Genomic DNA, 15,720 nt, shown 5'->3' on the forward strand with positions numbered 1-15,720 from the left:
ATGGCCATCACCAAGGCGCCGCTGTTCACGTCGCGTCGGGCGGAGGCCGAGCCGTCGGCCGCCGCGGAGGGCACGTCGGTCGCTCTCGACCTGCGCGGGGTCCAGAAGACCTACGACACCCCCGGACGCCCTCAGGTCGAGGCGATCCGTCACCTCGACTTCTCGATCCGCAGGGGCGAGCTCGTGTGCGTCGTCGGCCCCTCCGGAGCCGGCAAGACCACGCTGCTGCGCTCGATCGCGGGCCTGCTCGACCTCACCGGCGGCGAGGTGGTGCTCGACGGCAACGTCGTGACGGGGCCGCCGGAGGGCATGGCGGTCGTGTTCCAGGAGTACGGGCGCAGCCTCTTCCCGTGGATGACGGTGCGTCAGAACGTCGAGCTCCCGCTCAAGGAGAAGGGCCTCGACAAGGCGACGCGGCGCGAGAAGGTCAACCGCGCGCTCGAGGAGGTGGGCCTCACCGAGGCCGCCGAGCAGCATCCGTGGCAGCTGTCGGGCGGCATGCAGCAGCGCGTCGCGATCGCGCGCGCCGTCGCGTACGAGCCCAGCGTGCTGCTCATGGACGAGCCGTTCGCGGCCGTCGACGCGCAGACGCGCGCCGAGCTCGAGGATCTGGTGCGCTCGCTGTGGAAGCACCTGGGCGTCACGGTGCTCTTCGTCACGCACGACATCGACGAGGCCGTGTACCTGGGCGAGCGCGTCATCGTGCTGTCCAACCGCCCGACCGTGCTCATGGAGGACGTCGACGTCGATCTTCCCGCCGAGCGCGACCAGCTCACCACGCGCTCGCTCGCGCGCTTCGGCGAGCTCCGGGGCCACGTGTACTCGCTCATCCAGCGCGCGAAGCGCGGCGACCGGCCGGACGCGCCGCTGCCCGCCTCGAAGGGGGAGTGACGTGGAGACCGTGATCCTCACCGACCCCCCACGGCCCGCCCGGGAGACCGTCGAGGCGTTCTCGACCATCGGCGTCGCGACGGTGCACGAGGCGATGGGCCGCACCGGCTCGATCTCCGCGCTGCGCCCCATCCAGCAGGGCGCCCGGATCGCGGGCACCGCGGTGACGGTGATGAGCTGGCCGGGGGACAACCTCATGATCCACGCCGCCATCGAGCAGTGCGGGCCGGGCGACATCCTCGTGGTGACCACGCGCGAGCCGTCGTCCCACGGCATGTTCGGCGAGCTGTTCGCAACGGGCCTCCAGCGCCGCGGCGTCGTGGGGGCGCTGATCGACGCCGGCGCGCGCGACACGCAGGAGATGCGCGACATGGGCTTCCCGGTGTGGTCGCGGCACGTCAACGTCATGGGCACCGTGAAGAGCACGCCGGGCGCGATCAACGTGCCCATCGTGGTGGGCGGACAGGTGATCGACGCCGGCGACATCATCGTCGCCGACGACGACGGCATCGTGGTGGTGCCCCGGGCGACGGCGGACGATGCGCTGGCGAGATCGCGCGCGCGGCTCGCCAAGGAGGAGGCGACGCGCGAGGCGTTCGTGGGCGGCGAGCTCGGGCTCGACCGCTACGGGATGCGTCCCGTGCTGGCGGACCTCGGCGTCACGTACCGGCGCCACCCGGAGGCGGACGCCTCATGAGCGGTATCCCGTGCGCGCTCATGCGGGGCGGCACGTCCAAGGGCGGGATCTTCCTGGCCTCGGACCTGCCGGCCGAGCCGGCGCTGCGGGACGACCTGCTGCTGCGGATCATGGGCAGTCCCGACATCCGTCAGATCGACGGGCTCGGCGGCGCTCATCCGCTCACCAGCAAGGTGGGCGTGGTGAGCCTCTCGGAGGATCCCGACGCCGACGTCGACTACCTGTTCCTCCAGGTCGCGGTCGACCAGCCGGTGGTCTCGACCTCGCAGACCTGCGGCAACATCCTCGCCGCGGTTGCGCCCTTCGCGATCGAGCGGGGGCTGGTGCCCGCGCTCGAGGGACGCACCGTGGTGCGCGTGCGGATGGTCAACACCGGGACCGTCGCGGCGCTCGCGGTCCGCACCCCGGGTCGTGAGGTGACGTATCACGGCGAGGCGGAGATCTCCGGCGTCCCGGGCACCGCGGCGCCGATCGAGGTCGCGCTCGATCCCGCCGCCGGGGCGCTGCTGCCCACCGGCAACCTCGTCGACCGAATCGCCGGCGTCGAGGCCACGCTCATCGACAACGGCATGGCCTCGGTGCTCGTGCGGGCCGCCGACCTCGGTCTCGCGGGGGACGAGGCTCCCGCCTCGCTCGAAGCGGATGCCGAGGTGGTGCGCCGCATCGCCGAGATCCGCGCCGCCGCGTTCCCGCTCATGGGCATCGAGGGGACGCCGGAGACCACCACGACGCCCAAGATCGTGCTGCTCTCGGCGGCCGCCGCGGGAGGCACGCTGCGCACCCGCAGCTTCATCCCGTTCCGCGTCCACGAGGCCATCGGCGTGCTCGGGGCGGCGTCGGTGGCCGCAGGCGCGCGGCTCGCGGGGACAGTCGCGGACGGCCTCGCCACGTTGCCGGCCGACGGCGAGCCGATGCGCATCGAGCACCCCACCGGCTTCCTCGACCTCTACGTGGACCCGCACCCCGACGACCCCGCGCGCGTGGGCGAGTCCCGCGTGGTGCGCACCGCCCGCATGATCATGGACGGCAAGGTCCACCCCCGCCCGTGAACGCCCGTACGACGAAGGAGCGCGCATGACGACGCAGCCGATCACGCCCACCGCGGCGGGGGTCCGACGATGACCCGGGTCGCCCTCATCGGGCTCGGCGAGGTGGGCCGGATCTTCGTCGAGGACCTTCGCGCGCTCGGGATCACCGATCTCGCCGCATGGGACACGGCCTTCGGCGACGAGGCCTCGCGCGCGAGCCTCAACGCCCGCGCGCTGGGGATCCGGCCCGCGAGCTCCGCGGCCGAGGCCGTCGCCGGCGCGGACCTCGTGGTGAGCGCGGTGACCGCGATGAACTGCGTGCCCGCCGCATCGTCCGCGGTGTCCGGGCTTGCGACGGGCGCCTGGTTCTTCGACCTCAACTCGAGCTCGCCGGGTCACAAGCAGGAGGCCGCCGCGGAGATCCACGCGGCGGGCGGCCGGTACGTCGAGGCCGCGCTGATGTCGCCCATCGGCCCGCGACGGCTCGACTCGCCGTTCCTGCTCGGAGGTCCGCATGCCGCGCGCTTCGGCGAGGCGGCCGCCGGCTACGGGCTCACCGCGACGACGGTGGGCGCGGCGGTGGTCGGCGTCGCGGCGGCGACCAAGCTGTGCCGCTCCGTGGTGGTGAAGGGGCTCGAGGCGCTGCTGTCCGAGTCGCTCCTCGCGGCGCGGCACTACGGCGTCGACCGCGAGGTGGTCGCGTCGCTGTCGAACATCCTGCCCGAGGCCGACTGGGAGGCCATCGCGGGCTACTTCATCTCGCGCTCGCTCGAGCACGGCGTGCGGCGTGCGGAGGAGATGGAGGAGGCCGCCGAGACCGTCGCGGAGGCGGGGGTGACGCCGTGGATGGCGTCGGCGACCGTCGAGCGGCAGCGCTGGGCGGCGCAGTTCGGCGAGGTGCTGCCGCAGGCGAGCACCCCGGAGCTGGTCGACGCGGTCCGCCTCGCGGCGGGTCTGCTGGAGGAGGGAGAGTCATGATCATCGACTGCCACGGTCACTACACGACCGCGCCTGCGGCTCACACGGAGTGGCGGGGCGCGCAGCTCGCCGCCTGGGAGTCCGGCGCACCTGCACCCGCGTATCCGTCGATCTCCGACGACGAGATCCGCGAGACCATCGAGTCCAACCAGCTCCGGCTCATCCGCGAGCGCGGTGCGGACGTCACGATCTTCTCGCCGCGTGCCTCGGCCATGGGGCACCACCTGGGCGACCTCTCGACCTCGGAGGCGTGGACCGCGGCGTGCAACGACCTCGTCGGCCGCGTGGCCGAGCTCTTCCCGGGCACCTTCGTGCCGGTGGGCATGCTGCCGCAGTCCGCGGGCGCGCCGCTCGACGCCGCGGTTCGCGAGATCGAGCGCCGCGTGGGCGAGGGCTTCATCGGCTTCAACCTCAACCCCGACCCGTCCGGCGGGCACTGGACCTCGCCGCCGCTCACGGACCGGTACTGGTACCCGGTCTACGAGGCGCTGGTCGCGCACGACGTCCCCGCCATGGTCCATGTGTCGGCCTCGTCGAACCCCGCCTTCCACGCCACCGGCGCGCATTACATGAACGCCGACACCTCGGCCTTCATGCAGCTGCTCCAGGGCGACCTGTTCGCAGACTTCCCGACGCTGCGGCTCGTCATCCCGCACGGCGGCGGCGCGGTGCCGTACCACTGGGGCCGCTACCGCGGCCTCGCGGACATGCTCGGCAAGCCCGCGCTCGACGGCCACCTCATGCGGAACGTCTTCTTCGACACGTGCGTCTACCACCAGCCCGGCATCGACCTCCTGCTGTCGGTGATCGACCACCGCAACGTGCTGTTCGGCTCGGAGATGGTGGGCGCGGTGCGGGGCATCGACCCGACCACGGGGCGGTACTTCGACGACACGCTGCGGTACATCGAGGCCGCCGCGCTGTCGCCCGAGGACCGCGAGGCGATCCTGTCCGGCAACGCGCTGCGGGTGTACCCGCGGCTCACCGCGGCGCTCGAACGCGCGGGGGTGTAGCCGGCGCGCATCGTCCGGGGCGTGGCGGGGGATACTGGTGCGTCCCCTCGAGCCCAAGGAGCCGCATGCTCTCGGAGCGCGCACCGCGCCTCGCCTGGATCGTCTACGGAGCAGGGCTCCTCGCGTACTTCGTCGCGATCGTCAACCGCACCGTCCTCGGCGTCGCCGGGGTCGAGGCGATCTCGCGCTTCTCTCTCGAGGCGACCGGTCTCGCGGTGCTCTCGGTCACGCAGGTCGCGGCCTACGCGGGGCTCCAGATCCCGGCGGGGCGGCTGCTCGACCGCTTCGGCGCGCGCACGGTGATGACCTCGGGGCTCCTGGTGATGGCGCTCGGGCAGGTGATGCTCGGCTTCACGCACTCGTTCGAGGTGGCGGTCCTCGCGCGCGTGCTCATCGGCGCCGGCGACGCGCCCATCTTCATCGGCGCCAACCGGCTCATCGCGCTGTGGTTCCCGCCGCGACGCGTCCCGATGCTGGTGCAGGTGACCGGGCTCGTCGGTCAGGCCGGCCAGCTCGCGACGGCGGTCCCGGTGGCGGCGCTGCTGCACGCCGCAGGATGGTCGCTCACGTTCGCGGTGGTCGCCGCCGTCAGCGTCGCGGTCGGGATCGTCGCCGGGCTGGGCCTGCGCGCACCCGCCGCGGACGATGCACCCGTCGCCCGCGAGAGCATGTGGACGGCCGTGCGCGGCACCACCTCCGTCGCCGGGGCGCGGCTGGGCTTCTGGGTGCACTTCGTCACGCTGTTCCCGGTCAACACGCTCGCGCTGGTGTGGGCCGTGCCGTTCTTCCTCACGGCGCAGGACAAGTCGCCCGAGCAAGCGAGCCTGCTGCTCACGTGCCTCACCCTGTCCGCGATGGCGGGTGGGCCGCTCATCGGTTGGCTCACCGGACGGCATCCGCTGCGGCGCTCGTGGCTCGCGCTCGGCTCGGCCGGGCTGTCCTTCGCCGCCTTCGCGGCTCTGCTCGCGTTCGACACCCCGCGCCCGACCTGGCAGCTCGTGATCTTCATGATCGCCGTCGGGCTGGGCGGTCCGGCCTCCGCGGTCGGCTTCGACTTCGCGCGGACCTTCTCCGCGCGCCATCGGCTCGGCACGGCGAGCGGCTTCGTCAACGTCGGCGGCTTCGGGGCGACGATCGTGTCGGTGCTGCTGGTGGGGCTGGTGCTCCAGCTCGCCTCGCCGCCGGGCGCCACCGAGTACACGCTCGGCGAGTACCGGCTCGCCTTCGGCGCGCTGCTGCTGCCGTGGACGGTCGGCGTCGCGGGCGTGCTGACGTCGAGGACGCGGACGCGCGCGGACATGGCGCGCGACGGCGTCATCGTGCCGCCGCTCAGGGTGGCGCTGCGCCGGGCCCGCCGGCGCTGAGCCGAGGGGACGGGCGGGACCGAGGTCCGCCGCGTCCGGCCGCCGCCGCGCGTAGCGTGAGTCGACCCTGGGAGGCCCCGTGACCATGCCTGCGCCCGCCCGCACGCCGCGCACCGCGTGGCTCGTGCTCGCCGCCGGCATCGCGCTGTACTTCATCGCCGTGGTCAACCGCACGGCCCTGGGGGTCGCCGGCGTGGAGGCGCTCGACCGTTTCGGGATCGAGGCCACGTGGCTGTCGATGCTCGCGGTCGCGCAGGTCGCGGCCTACGCCGCGCTGCAGCTCCCCGCCGGGGCGATGCTCGACCGTTGGGGCCCGCGGCGCCTCATGATCGGCGGGGCGCTGCTCATGGCGGTCGGCACGGGCCTGCTCGCGGTCACCACGTCGCTCGGCGTCGCGCTCGTCGCGCGCGTGCTCATCGGCGCGGGCGACGCGCCGATCTTCATCGCCGCGTGCCGCCTCATCCCGCAGTGGTTCCCGGCGCGCCGCGTCCCGGTGCTGGTCCAGATCACCGGCTTCGCCGGTCAGGCGGGCCAGCTCGCGACCGCGGTGCCCGTGGCGTGGCTGCTGCGCGAGGAGGGCTGGACCGTCGCGTTCGGCGCGCTCGCCGCGGTGACGCTCGCGCTCGCGGGGCTCGCCGGCCTCGGGATCCGCACGCCCGCCCCGCCGGACGCACGCCCGCGCGCATCGTCCACCGGTCTCCGGGGCGCCATCCGCGAGGCGACCCGGCCCGCGGGCACCCGGCTCGGATTCTGGACGCACTTCCTGTCGCTGTTCCCCGCCAACACCGTGGCGCTGCTGTGGGGCGTGCCGTTCTTCCTCACCGCGCAGGGGCGCAGCGCGCGCGAGGCGAGCCTCCTGCTCATGACCATCACCCTCGCGAAGATGGCCGCCGGCCCGCTCGCGGGCATGTACACCGCCCGTCACCCGCTGCGACGCAGCTGGCTGGTGCTCGCCTCCGCGTGCGCGACGCTCGCGGCGTGGGCGGCGGTGCTCGTGCCGTCGACGCCGCGTCCGCTGTGGCAGCTGGTCGCCCTCATGGCGGTGATCGGCGCGGGCGGCCCGGTCTCGCTCATCGCGATGGACTACGCCCGCACCTTCAGCCCCGAGGAGCGGCTCGGCACGGCCACCGGATTCGTCAACGTGGGCGGCTTCGTCGCGACCATCGTGTCGATCCTGCTCGTCGGCGTGACGCTGCAGGCGGTCTCGCCCGCGGGCGCCTCGACGTACACGCTCGACGAGTACCGGATCGCCTTCGCGACGATGCTCGTGCCGTGGGTCGTCGGGGTGGTCGGGGTGCTGCGCAACCGGCGTCGCGCGCGCGCCGACATGGCCGCCGCCGGGGTGCTGGTCCCGCCGCTCCGCGAGGCCTGGAGGCGCTCTCAAAAGGGACGATGGTGACGTTCACATCGCGGGTTTGACGAGGGGCCCGCCGTGGTCCCACAATCCTGCCAACAGTGCGTGTCGGCTGAGAAAGTCGGCGCGCACTGTCTCTTTTTCTCCATGCCCCCGCCCGGATCCCGTTTCCTCCCTGTTGGTCCGGATCGTCCAGCTGCGCCGGTCCCGCGAGCGCCCGAGGGCGGCGGCGTGGTGCTCTCCGACGCCGTGACCTGACCGTTACCGTAGGACGGTGGTCGACTACATCGGGCGCGCGCTCGTCGCGGACGCCCTACGCGAATGGAGGGAGCAGCTCCAGCAGCTCGCGACCGTGTCACCGCTGCGCGATCTCGCAGCGAGCGAGACGACGATCGTCGATCTCCGCGGCTCTCACCCGGGCGGCCTCGCGCCCCTGTTCGCCGGTCGCGCGACCTCGCTCGCCGCGCTGATCCGCGACCCCGAGCACTACGCCCAGGCGCTCCATCGCGCGCGGGTCATCCGCGAGAACGCGGATCGCGTCAAGGCGGCCACCGGCGTGTGGACCGCGGCGATGGTGGTGGGCACCGTCGCCTGGAACGAGGACGGCCGCCGCCGCGAGCTGCCGCTCGTGATGCGACCCGTCCACTTCGAGCCGGGCCGCCAGGGCGACGTGCTCGTCACGATGCTCGACCAGGTCGCCGTCAACCCCGTCTTCGTCGCCGAGGCGCGCGAGCGCGGCGTCGGAGCGGGTCTCCCGGGCGTCACCCCTGTCGCGGGACCGGGCGTCGAGTTCGATCCGCGCCCGCTGTGGCAGCACGTGCGCGGCCTCGGCGAGGCCTTCCCCGAGATCGAGGTGGGCGACCGGCTGTTCGTCGGGGCGTTCGACGACCCCGAGCAGCGCCTGCTCGACGACCTCGACGACATGGACGCCGTCATCGGCGCCTCGGACATCCTCGCGGCCACCGCCGGGGACCGCGAGGCACAGGCGATGCTCGCGCAGCCGTTGCCCGCGTTCCCCACGGGCGACCGCGACCCCTTCGCCGAGCGCGGCGTCGGCGATCTCGACGACGCGGGCTTCGCGGCGCTCGACCTCATCGCCACCGGCCGCTCCGTGTTCCTCCAGGCGCCCCCGGGATCCGATCCTGCGGGCACCGTGGCGGCGATCATGGCGGACGCGGCCGCCTCGGGGCGCGCCGTCATGGCCGTCGGCGGCACCGAGCAGGCCGCGCGCGCCGTCGCGCGCCGGCTCGACCGCGTCGGCGCGTCGGACGCCTACATCTCCGGCGCCGTCGGGTCCTGGAACGAGACCGCGCGACGCCGTCTGCTCACCTCGATGACGATGGGCGTCGACGACGTGGACGACGAGGCGCTCCGCTCCGCGGGCGAGAGCCTGCTCACGGCGCGCCACGAGCTCCAGGGGCGCCTCGACGCGCTCCACCGTTCGCATCGTCCGTGGGACGTGAGCGCGTACGACGCCGTCCAGGCCGTGGTCCGGCTCATCTCGACGGCGCCCGCGCCGCAGACCCAGCTGCGCCTGGGCCCCGAGGCCGCGGCGCTCGTGGCCGAGCACGGCTTCGCCTCCGTCGCGCACGCGATGAACGAGCAGCTGCACCCGGACGCGCAGAAGGAGGAGCCCGCTCCGGCCCCCGCGCCCGCGACCACCGCGCTCGTGCCCTGGTGGTCGACGGTCACCGAGGATCCCGCGGAGGGCGCCCGCCTCGACGAGGCGCTCGCGACCCTGGTGGTGCGCCACCTGCCGAAGATGCGCGCGGAGGCGCAGATCGCCGCGCACGAGACCGGCATGGACGAGGCGCCCACGATCGCGGCCTGGGCCGACCAGGTGGGCCTGTTCACCGACCTGCGCGTCACGCTCGAGATCTTCTCCCCGGCGGTGTTCCACCGCTCGCTGCACGATCTCGTGGCGGCCACCGCCCCGCCCGGCACGCCCCAGGCGGGCGAGCTCGCCCGCCGGGACCGTCGCGCGCTCCGCCGCCGCGCCGTCGAGCTGCTGCGACCCGGCCGCACCAAGGACGAGCTGCACCAGCACCTCCTCGACGCGCACGCCCAGGCGCTGCGCTGGCGCGCGCACTGCTCCGCGGGCGGCTGGCCCGTGGTGCCTGACGACTTTGACCTCTACTCCGACCGCATCGACCAGGCGCTGCGCCTGTGGTCGCGGATCGCCGAGCCCGTCGCGGCGGTGTCCGGCGAGAAGGAGCTGCTCGACCAGCCGTGGGACCGCGTGCGCGAGGTCCTCGAGCGGCTCGCCGAGGGCGTCCCCGGCACCCTCGAGGCGGCCGAGGCGCTCCCGATCGAGCGCGACGTCGAGGCCGCCGGCCTGGGCCCGCTGCTCGCCGAGCTGCGCGAGCGCGACGCGTCGCCCGAGCAGGTGCGCCGCGACCTCGAGTTCGCGTGGTGGGCCTCGGCCTTCGACTCGATCGTCTCGGCCGACCCCCGCCTCACCGAGGAGGGGGCGATGGGCCGCGTGGTCGAGCGCTTCCTCGTGTGCGACCGCGACTTCGCCGAGTCGCGCGTCGGTCCCCTCATGCGCGCGGTGGCCGAGCGTCGCCGCCTCGCGATCGCGCGCCACCCGGACTCCGCGCGCGACCTCTTCGCCACCCTCGTCGAGGGCGCCGACGCGCCCTACCGCGAGCTGTGGCGTGCGCATCCGGCGCTTGTGACCGCGCTGCGGCCCGCGGTGCTCGCCACCGCCGAGCAGGTCTCGCGGCTCGCGCCGCCCTCGCGCTGCGTCGACGTCGCGATCGTGTTCGGCGCGGAGTCTCTCGCGCTCGCGGAGACCGTTCCCACGCTCGCCCGCGCCCGCCAGGTGATCGTGGTGGGGGACGCCGAGTCCGCGACGCGCAGCGCCGTCACCGCCCTCGCCCACCTGCTCCCGCGGGTGTCGTTGCACTCGGCCCCGCAGCCGCGCGACCCGCGCGTCACGGGGGTGCTCGGCACCCTCGCGTACGGCCGCGCGCTCAGCTCCCTTCCGTCCGCCGGGCAGCCTCACGCGCTCACGGTCACCGTGCTCGACGCGCGGGGCACCGCCGTCGCGGGGGAGCGCACGGTCGAGTCGACCCGCGCCGAGGTCGCCGCCGTGATCGAGCACGCCGATGCGGCGGTGCACTCGATGCCGCGGCGCACCCTCGCGATCGTCGCGGGCAACGAGCTCCACGCCGCGCGGCTGCGCGACGGCCTCGAGGAGCGCGGCGCGCGCCTGGCCGAGTCGGTCGACGTGGTCACGCTCGGCAACGCCGCAGGGCTCGACGTCGACGAGGTGATCCTCACGCTCGGCTACGCCCGGGAGACCGACGGCACCCTGCCCTCGCGGCTCGGCGTGCTGTCCGAGGAGTCCGGCGGCCGCACCCTCGCCCAGGCCGTCGTGGCGAGCCACGAGGCGCTCACGCTCATCACGTCGCTCGGCACCGACGACCTCGCCGCGATCGCCGAGGGCGGCGACGCGGAGGGCATCGACGGGCTGCGCGACCTCATCGCCGCATCGTCCACCGAGCCTGTGCCCGCCGAGCGTCCCGAGCCCGCCCCGGGCGACTGGCTGCTCGCCGACATCGCGTCGCGGCTGCGGGCCCAGGGGTACGCGGTGCACGTGCGCTACGGCACCGGCGCGGACGCGATCCCGCTGGTGGTCGGCGGCCGCCACGACCGCGGCTACTCCGTCGCGGTGGTCACCGACGAGGCCGTGCGCCTCAGCGGGACGAGCATCCGGGACCGCATGCGCCGTCAGTACGGCGGCCTCGAGGCGCTCGGGTGGACCGTGGTGTCGCTGTGGACCCTCGACGTGTTCATGGATCCCGACGCGGCCGTCGCATCGATCGTCGACGCCGTGGAGAGCCATCGCGCCCCGCTGGTGTGGGAGCAGCCCTCGCTCGATCTCGGTGTCGAGACGTCCGCGATCCGCGTGCCGGTCGAGGACGTCTTCGACGTCGACGCGGTCGAGGAGGTCACGGGCGCCGAGGACTCCGAGCCTGCGGACGCGGACGATGCGCCGGGGGACGACGCGCCCGAGCAGCCCGTGGAGGCGCCCGACATCACGCTCGGCATCTCGGTCATGCTGGCGGAGCACATCCTCGCCGACAAGGTCGAGACGCGGGCGCTCGCGGTCCAGCAGGAGCTCGATCTCGACTCCGTGGTGCCCGAGGCGCAGGATGAGGACATGACCGACCCGACCGTCCCCGACGACGCCTTCGAGGACGTCGACGAGCCCGAGGACCGGCCCGAGCAGGACGTCGACCCGGTGGAGCAGCCGGAGGAGGCCGAGGCCGAGCCCGAGACCGAGACCGAGGCCCAGCCCGAGTCTGAGGCGCCGGCCGAGCCCGAGCAGAAGCCCGAGCCCGAGACCGCCGCCATCCGCCCGGCGTCACGCACCGCCGGCCGTCCGCTCATCCCGACGCGAGCGAGCGAGGACCTCGACGAGGGCTGGGGCGGCGGCTACGGCGGGTCGAGCCGCGACGAGGAGATCAAGCGCGAGCGTCCGCCGCACTGGTGAGCCGCCTCGGCTCCAGGGGCATGAGAAGGGCCGCGCCGGATGGCGCGGCCCTTGCTTTCGAGCGGGTCAGGACGCGCTGGACGTCGACTTCGACTCGGAGCGGGAGTCGGTGCGGTAGAAGCCCGATCCCTTGAAGGTCACCCCGACGGCGCCGAAGCGCTTGCGCACGGGCGCGGTGCACTCGGGGCACTCGGTCAGGGCGGCGTCGTGGATGGACTGGACCGCATCGAACGCGTGGTCGCACGCGGTGCACGCGTAGGAGTACGTAGGCATGGGGGCCATTCTACGCGGGGAGCGAGTGTGCTCCTTCGGGGGTGATGACCATGTCGACGCCGAGGTCGTGACGCTCGCGCGGCAGCGGTTCGGCGGCGCCGTCTCGGACCTCGTTCGCGAACGTGAGCGCGATGACGGGCGAGCTGGGCCGCGCGTCCATGAGCGCGCGGTCGTACCAGCCGCCTCCCTGACCGAGCCGGGTCCCGCTCGTGTCGACCGCGAGGGCCGGCACCACGATCACGTCGGCGTCGGCGAGCGTGGTCGACGGCAGGAACTCGCCGCTCGGCTCCGGCGGGCGGCCCGGGGCGCGCTCCACCAGGTCCTCGATGCCGTGATAGACGCCCCAGCCGCGCTGGAGGCCGTCGCCCAGCATCGGGATGAGGACACGGATGCCGCGCCGGTGAAGCGCCTCGATGAGCGGACCGGTGCCCGGCTCATGCGGCCGCGACGCGTAGACCGAGACGCAGCCGGCCTCCTGGATCGAGGTCAGCGCGAGCACATGGTCGCGAAGAGCGGCGGCCGCCTCCTGGCGCCGCCGCTCGCTCCGCTGGAGCCTCTCGCGTCGGATCGTCGCCCTGAGGTGCGCCTTCGCCTCGTCCGGTTCGAGTGCGCGCACAGAGCTGTCGGACATCGGCGTCATGGGCTCCATTGTGCCAAAGTTCGGTAAATCTTTGTTCCACCCTCGGGCATGTCCCTAGGCTTCCCTCATGCATCAGGCCGGAGCCGACGTGATCGCCCGCACCCTCGACGAGCATCGTGACGCGGTGACGCGTGCGCTCGCCCCGATCCCGCCGCTGACCGTGCTGGTCGGCGACGCCGCGGGCGCGACGCTCGTGGAGCCGCTCGTCGCGGAGGCGGCGCTGCCGCGTCACGACGTGGCGGCGTGGGACGGCTACGCGGTGCGGGCCTCCGACGTGCCGCTCGCGCATGCGCTCCCCGTGGCGCACGAGGTCGCATTCAACGACCGCGGACCCCGCCGTCACCTGCCTGGCACCGCGGCCCGCGTCGCGTCCGGCATGGCGGTCCCCGCGGGCGCCGATGCGGTGGTCCCGCTCGCCGCGACCGACCACGGCGTCGCGCGCGTCGCGATCACGGGCGAGGTCGAGGCCGGCACGGGGATCCGAGCCGCAGGAACCGATGCGGAGTCCGGGCGGCTGCTCGTTCCCGCCGGGCGGCGTCTCGGCGGCCGCGAGCTCGCGCTGGCGGCGGCGCTCGGGCATTCGCGCCTCACGGTGCGGCCCGTGCCGCGCGTGGTGGTCGTCGCGACGGGGAGCGAGCTGGTCGACGTCGGCTCGGGGCGTCCGGGCGTTCCGGAGGCGACGGCGCACCTCATCGCCGTCGCCGCCCGCAACGCCGGCGCGCACGCCGTCCGCGTGGGGCCGGTGCCGGACGACCGCACGGCGCTGCGCACCGCGCTCGAGGACCAGCTGGTCCGCGCCGACCTGCTCATCGTCACCGGCGGTCTCAGCGACGCCGAGTCGGACACGGTCGTGTCCGTGCTCCGGGACCTGGGACGCGTGGACGATGTCGCGCTCGCCTTCGCGCCCGGGCCGCACCACGCCTTCGCGATGCTGGGCGAGGACGGTGCGCGGCAGGTGCCCGCGATCGCGCTGCCCGGCTCGCCGGTGGCGGCCGCGCTCGCCTTCGAGGCCTACGTGAGGCCCGCGCTGCGGCGCATGTGCGGCTTCACCGAGTCGGTCCGCCCCGGCGTGCGCGCGCGCTTCTCGACCGGGTGGCCGTCGCCGGCCGGGATCACGCAGGCCGTGCCCGTGTGCCTGGGGCTCGACCGCGAGGGCCATGTCACCGCGACCCCGGCATGCGATCCGGGAGACGTCACCCTCGCCGCCCTGGGCGACGCCGACGGCATCGCGTGGGTCGACCCTGCGGTCACCGAGGTGCGCGCGGGCGACGTCATGCGCTGCACCGTGTGGGACGACTGATGCCGTCCGGCCCGGTGCTCGAGTCCGCCGGGGTGCGGCTGCGCGCGCTGCGGCCCCGCGACGAGGCCGAATGGATGGACCTCCGCGCCCGCAACCGCGAGTGGCTGCGGCGTTGGGAGGCGACGCTGCCGCCCGAGGCGCAGGCGGCGGACATGTCCTTCCGGGCCTTCACGCGGCTCGAGCGGCGGCAGCGGCGCGAGCTGTCCGCGCTGCCCTTCGCCATCGAGGTGGACCGGAGGCTCGTGGGGCGCGTCGCGGTGGCGGGCATCCAGTGGGGCGCTCAGCGCTCGGCCTCGCTGGGCTACTGGATCGACGAGGGCTACACAGGCCGCGGGATCGTCACCCGCGCGGCGGCGATGGCCGCGACGTACGCCTTCGACATCGGCCTGCACCGCCTCGAGATCGCGATCCGGCCGGAGAACGCGGCGAGCCGGCGCATCGCCGAGAAGCTGGACTTCACGGAGGAGGGGGAGCGGCGCTCGTACCTCTTCATCGACGGGGCCTGGAGGGACCACCTGATCTTCGCCCGAACTCAAGACGACCCTCGTCCGAGCCGATATTGGGACGTCGACGGCTGACACGCCGCGCGCCCTGCGCGGGTCGCGGGCCGCACGGTCGTACGGTCGTCCCATGCCTCCCGCTGGACTGCTCGCGATCATCGCCCTTGGAATGGTGCTCGCCTACGTCATCCCCCAGCGGATCCGCGAACGCGCCGACTACGCGCTGGTGCGCACCGAGGACCGCTACTCCGCGGAGATGCGTGTGGTGAAGACCACGGCGGAGCGCGTCAAGCGCGCCGTCTCCCGTGCCTCGACCGACTCCGGTGAGGTACCCCTGCTCGCCACCGGCGCCGCGCGCGCCTCGATCGCGCGCCTGGGCGCCGAGTCGATGTCGCGTCCTGCCGGCCCGATCGACAAGGCGGCGACGTCCGCGCAGCGTCAGCTCATCTCGATGCGCAAGGACCGCGCCGCCGCGCTCGCGGAGCGCAAGGCCCGCGCGCGTCGCCGCGCCCGCGTCGCGCTCGCCGTCACCGTGCTCACGATGATCGCCTGGATCCTCGTGCCGTTCACCGCGGTCACCACGCTCGCGGGCGCCGTCATGACCTCGCTCATGGCCGGCGTGCTCGTCATGGGTGCGCGGGCCGCCGCGGCCCAGCGTCGCGTCGATGCGCGTCTCGCGCTGGTCGCACGCGAGGTCGGTGCGGCCGCGACCGCGACGCAGGCGCTGCGCCAGGTGACCCGCGACCGCGCCGCCGGTCTCGACTCGCAGCCGTCCGACGTGGCGACTCAGGCGATCAAGATCGTCACCTCGGCGGACATCGCGCCGCTCTCGGCCCCCGCCCCGGTGGTCGAGCGGACCGCGGAGGCCGAGGCCCCCGCGGTCGAGGAGTCGGCCGCCTGGAGCCCCCGCGAGCTCCCCGCGCCCAGCTACACGCTCAAGGCGGAGGTCCGTCAGGCGCAGGCCCGTCCGCTCGAGGAGGGCGACATCGCCGCCGCGTCCTACCACCAGGACGCTCCGGCCGCGTCGACCGAGCAGGCCAAGGCCGACACGGGCTCACTCGACTCTATCCTCGCCCGTCGCCGCAGCGCCTCCGCGTAACGCGCGCCGCGCATCGTCCCCGCCCACCGCGTCCACCCGCGTCGGGACGCTCAGTACTGGTCTCGAGCTGCTATGCGTGCGT

13 protein-coding genes are annotated in these 15,720 nt (G+C 74.2%); 11 read left to right on the forward strand and 2 right to left on the reverse strand.

Annotation, left to right across the window (positions count from 1 at the left end):
* The 8 genes from TR42_RS05355 (at position 1) to TR42_RS14755 (ending at position 11,826) form a co-directional block, all read left to right on the forward strand.
* Positions 1-891, forward strand: a complete 891-nt coding sequence (locus tag TR42_RS05355; protein WP_081953195.1) for an ABC transporter ATP-binding protein — start codon at positions 1-3, stop codon at positions 889-891.
* 1 nt (position 892) lies between these two features.
* Positions 893-1,588 (forward strand): 4-carboxy-4-hydroxy-2-oxoadipate aldolase/oxaloacetate decarboxylase, encoded by a 696-nt coding sequence (locus TR42_RS05360; protein ID WP_042213722.1) that lies wholly within the window; start codon positions 893-895, stop codon positions 1,586-1,588.
* Positions 1,585-2,637: a PrpF domain-containing protein gene (locus TR42_RS05365; protein ID WP_042213724.1), complete on the forward strand. Its 1,053-nt coding sequence runs from the start codon at positions 1,585-1,587 to the stop codon at positions 2,635-2,637. The genes TR42_RS05360 and TR42_RS05365 overlap by 4 nt, the downstream gene beginning before the upstream one ends.
* 69 nt (positions 2,638-2,706) lie before the next feature.
* On the forward strand, positions 2,707-3,594 hold the full coding sequence (locus tag TR42_RS05370; RefSeq protein WP_042213726.1) for an NAD(P)-dependent oxidoreductase: 888 nt from the start codon (positions 2,707-2,709) through the stop codon (positions 3,592-3,594).
* On the forward strand, positions 3,591-4,607 hold the full coding sequence (locus tag TR42_RS05375; RefSeq protein WP_042213727.1) for an amidohydrolase family protein: 1,017 nt from the start codon (positions 3,591-3,593) through the stop codon (positions 4,605-4,607). Before TR42_RS05370 ends, TR42_RS05375 begins: the two co-directional genes overlap by 4 nt.
* Positions 4,608-4,672: 65 nt before the next feature.
* Positions 4,673-5,971: an MFS transporter gene (locus TR42_RS05380; RefSeq protein WP_042213729.1), complete on the forward strand. Its 1,299-nt coding sequence runs from the start codon at positions 4,673-4,675 to the stop codon at positions 5,969-5,971.
* 85 nt (positions 5,972-6,056) lie between these two features.
* Positions 6,057-7,370, forward strand: a complete 1,314-nt coding sequence (locus tag TR42_RS05385; protein WP_042213886.1) for an MFS transporter — start codon at positions 6,057-6,059, stop codon at positions 7,368-7,370.
* Positions 7,371-7,599: 229 nt separating this feature from the next.
* On the forward strand, positions 7,600-11,826 hold the full coding sequence (locus TR42_RS14755; RefSeq protein WP_042213731.1) for a PDDEXK-like endonuclease domain-containing protein: 4,227 nt from the start codon (positions 7,600-7,602) through the stop codon (positions 11,824-11,826).
* A 66-nt stretch (positions 11,827-11,892) separates the two neighbouring features.
* Here the strand turns inward: TR42_RS14755 and TR42_RS05395 are convergent, their stop codons facing one another.
* Positions 11,893-12,099, reverse strand: a complete 207-nt coding sequence (locus TR42_RS05395) for an FmdB family zinc ribbon protein (RefSeq protein ID WP_042213733.1) — start codon at positions 12,097-12,099, stop codon at positions 11,893-11,895.
* Positions 12,100-12,109: 10 nt separating this feature from the next.
* Positions 12,110-12,739, reverse strand: a complete 630-nt coding sequence (locus tag TR42_RS05400; RefSeq protein WP_042213734.1) for a 5-formyltetrahydrofolate cyclo-ligase — start codon at positions 12,737-12,739, stop codon at positions 12,110-12,112.
* A 67-nt stretch (positions 12,740-12,806) separates the two neighbouring features.
* Here TR42_RS05400 and TR42_RS05405 point away from each other — a divergent pair, with 67 nt between their 5' ends.
* The 3 genes from TR42_RS05405 to TR42_RS05415 are packed head-to-tail and all read left to right on the forward strand — an operon-like array spanning position 12,807 to position 15,638.
* Entirely contained in the window at positions 12,807-14,039 is a 1,233-nt protein-coding gene (locus tag TR42_RS05405; protein ID WP_042213736.1) for a molybdopterin molybdotransferase MoeA, read from the forward strand.
* Positions 14,039-14,617, forward strand: a complete 579-nt coding sequence (locus TR42_RS05410) for a GNAT family N-acetyltransferase (RefSeq protein ID WP_042213738.1) — start codon at positions 14,039-14,041, stop codon at positions 14,615-14,617. The genes TR42_RS05405 and TR42_RS05410 overlap by 1 nt, the downstream gene beginning before the upstream one ends.
* Before the next feature lie 52 nt (positions 14,618-14,669).
* On the forward strand, positions 14,670-15,638 hold the full coding sequence (locus tag TR42_RS05415; protein ID WP_143058930.1) for a hypothetical protein: 969 nt from the start codon (positions 14,670-14,672) through the stop codon (positions 15,636-15,638).
* Positions 15,639-15,720: the final 82 nt, after the last annotated feature.

It is taken from the genome of Demequina mangrovi, assembly GCF_000759715.1.
In the GTDB taxonomy this organism is placed as follows: domain Bacteria; phylum Actinomycetota; class Actinomycetes; order Actinomycetales; family Demequinaceae; genus Demequina; species Demequina mangrovi.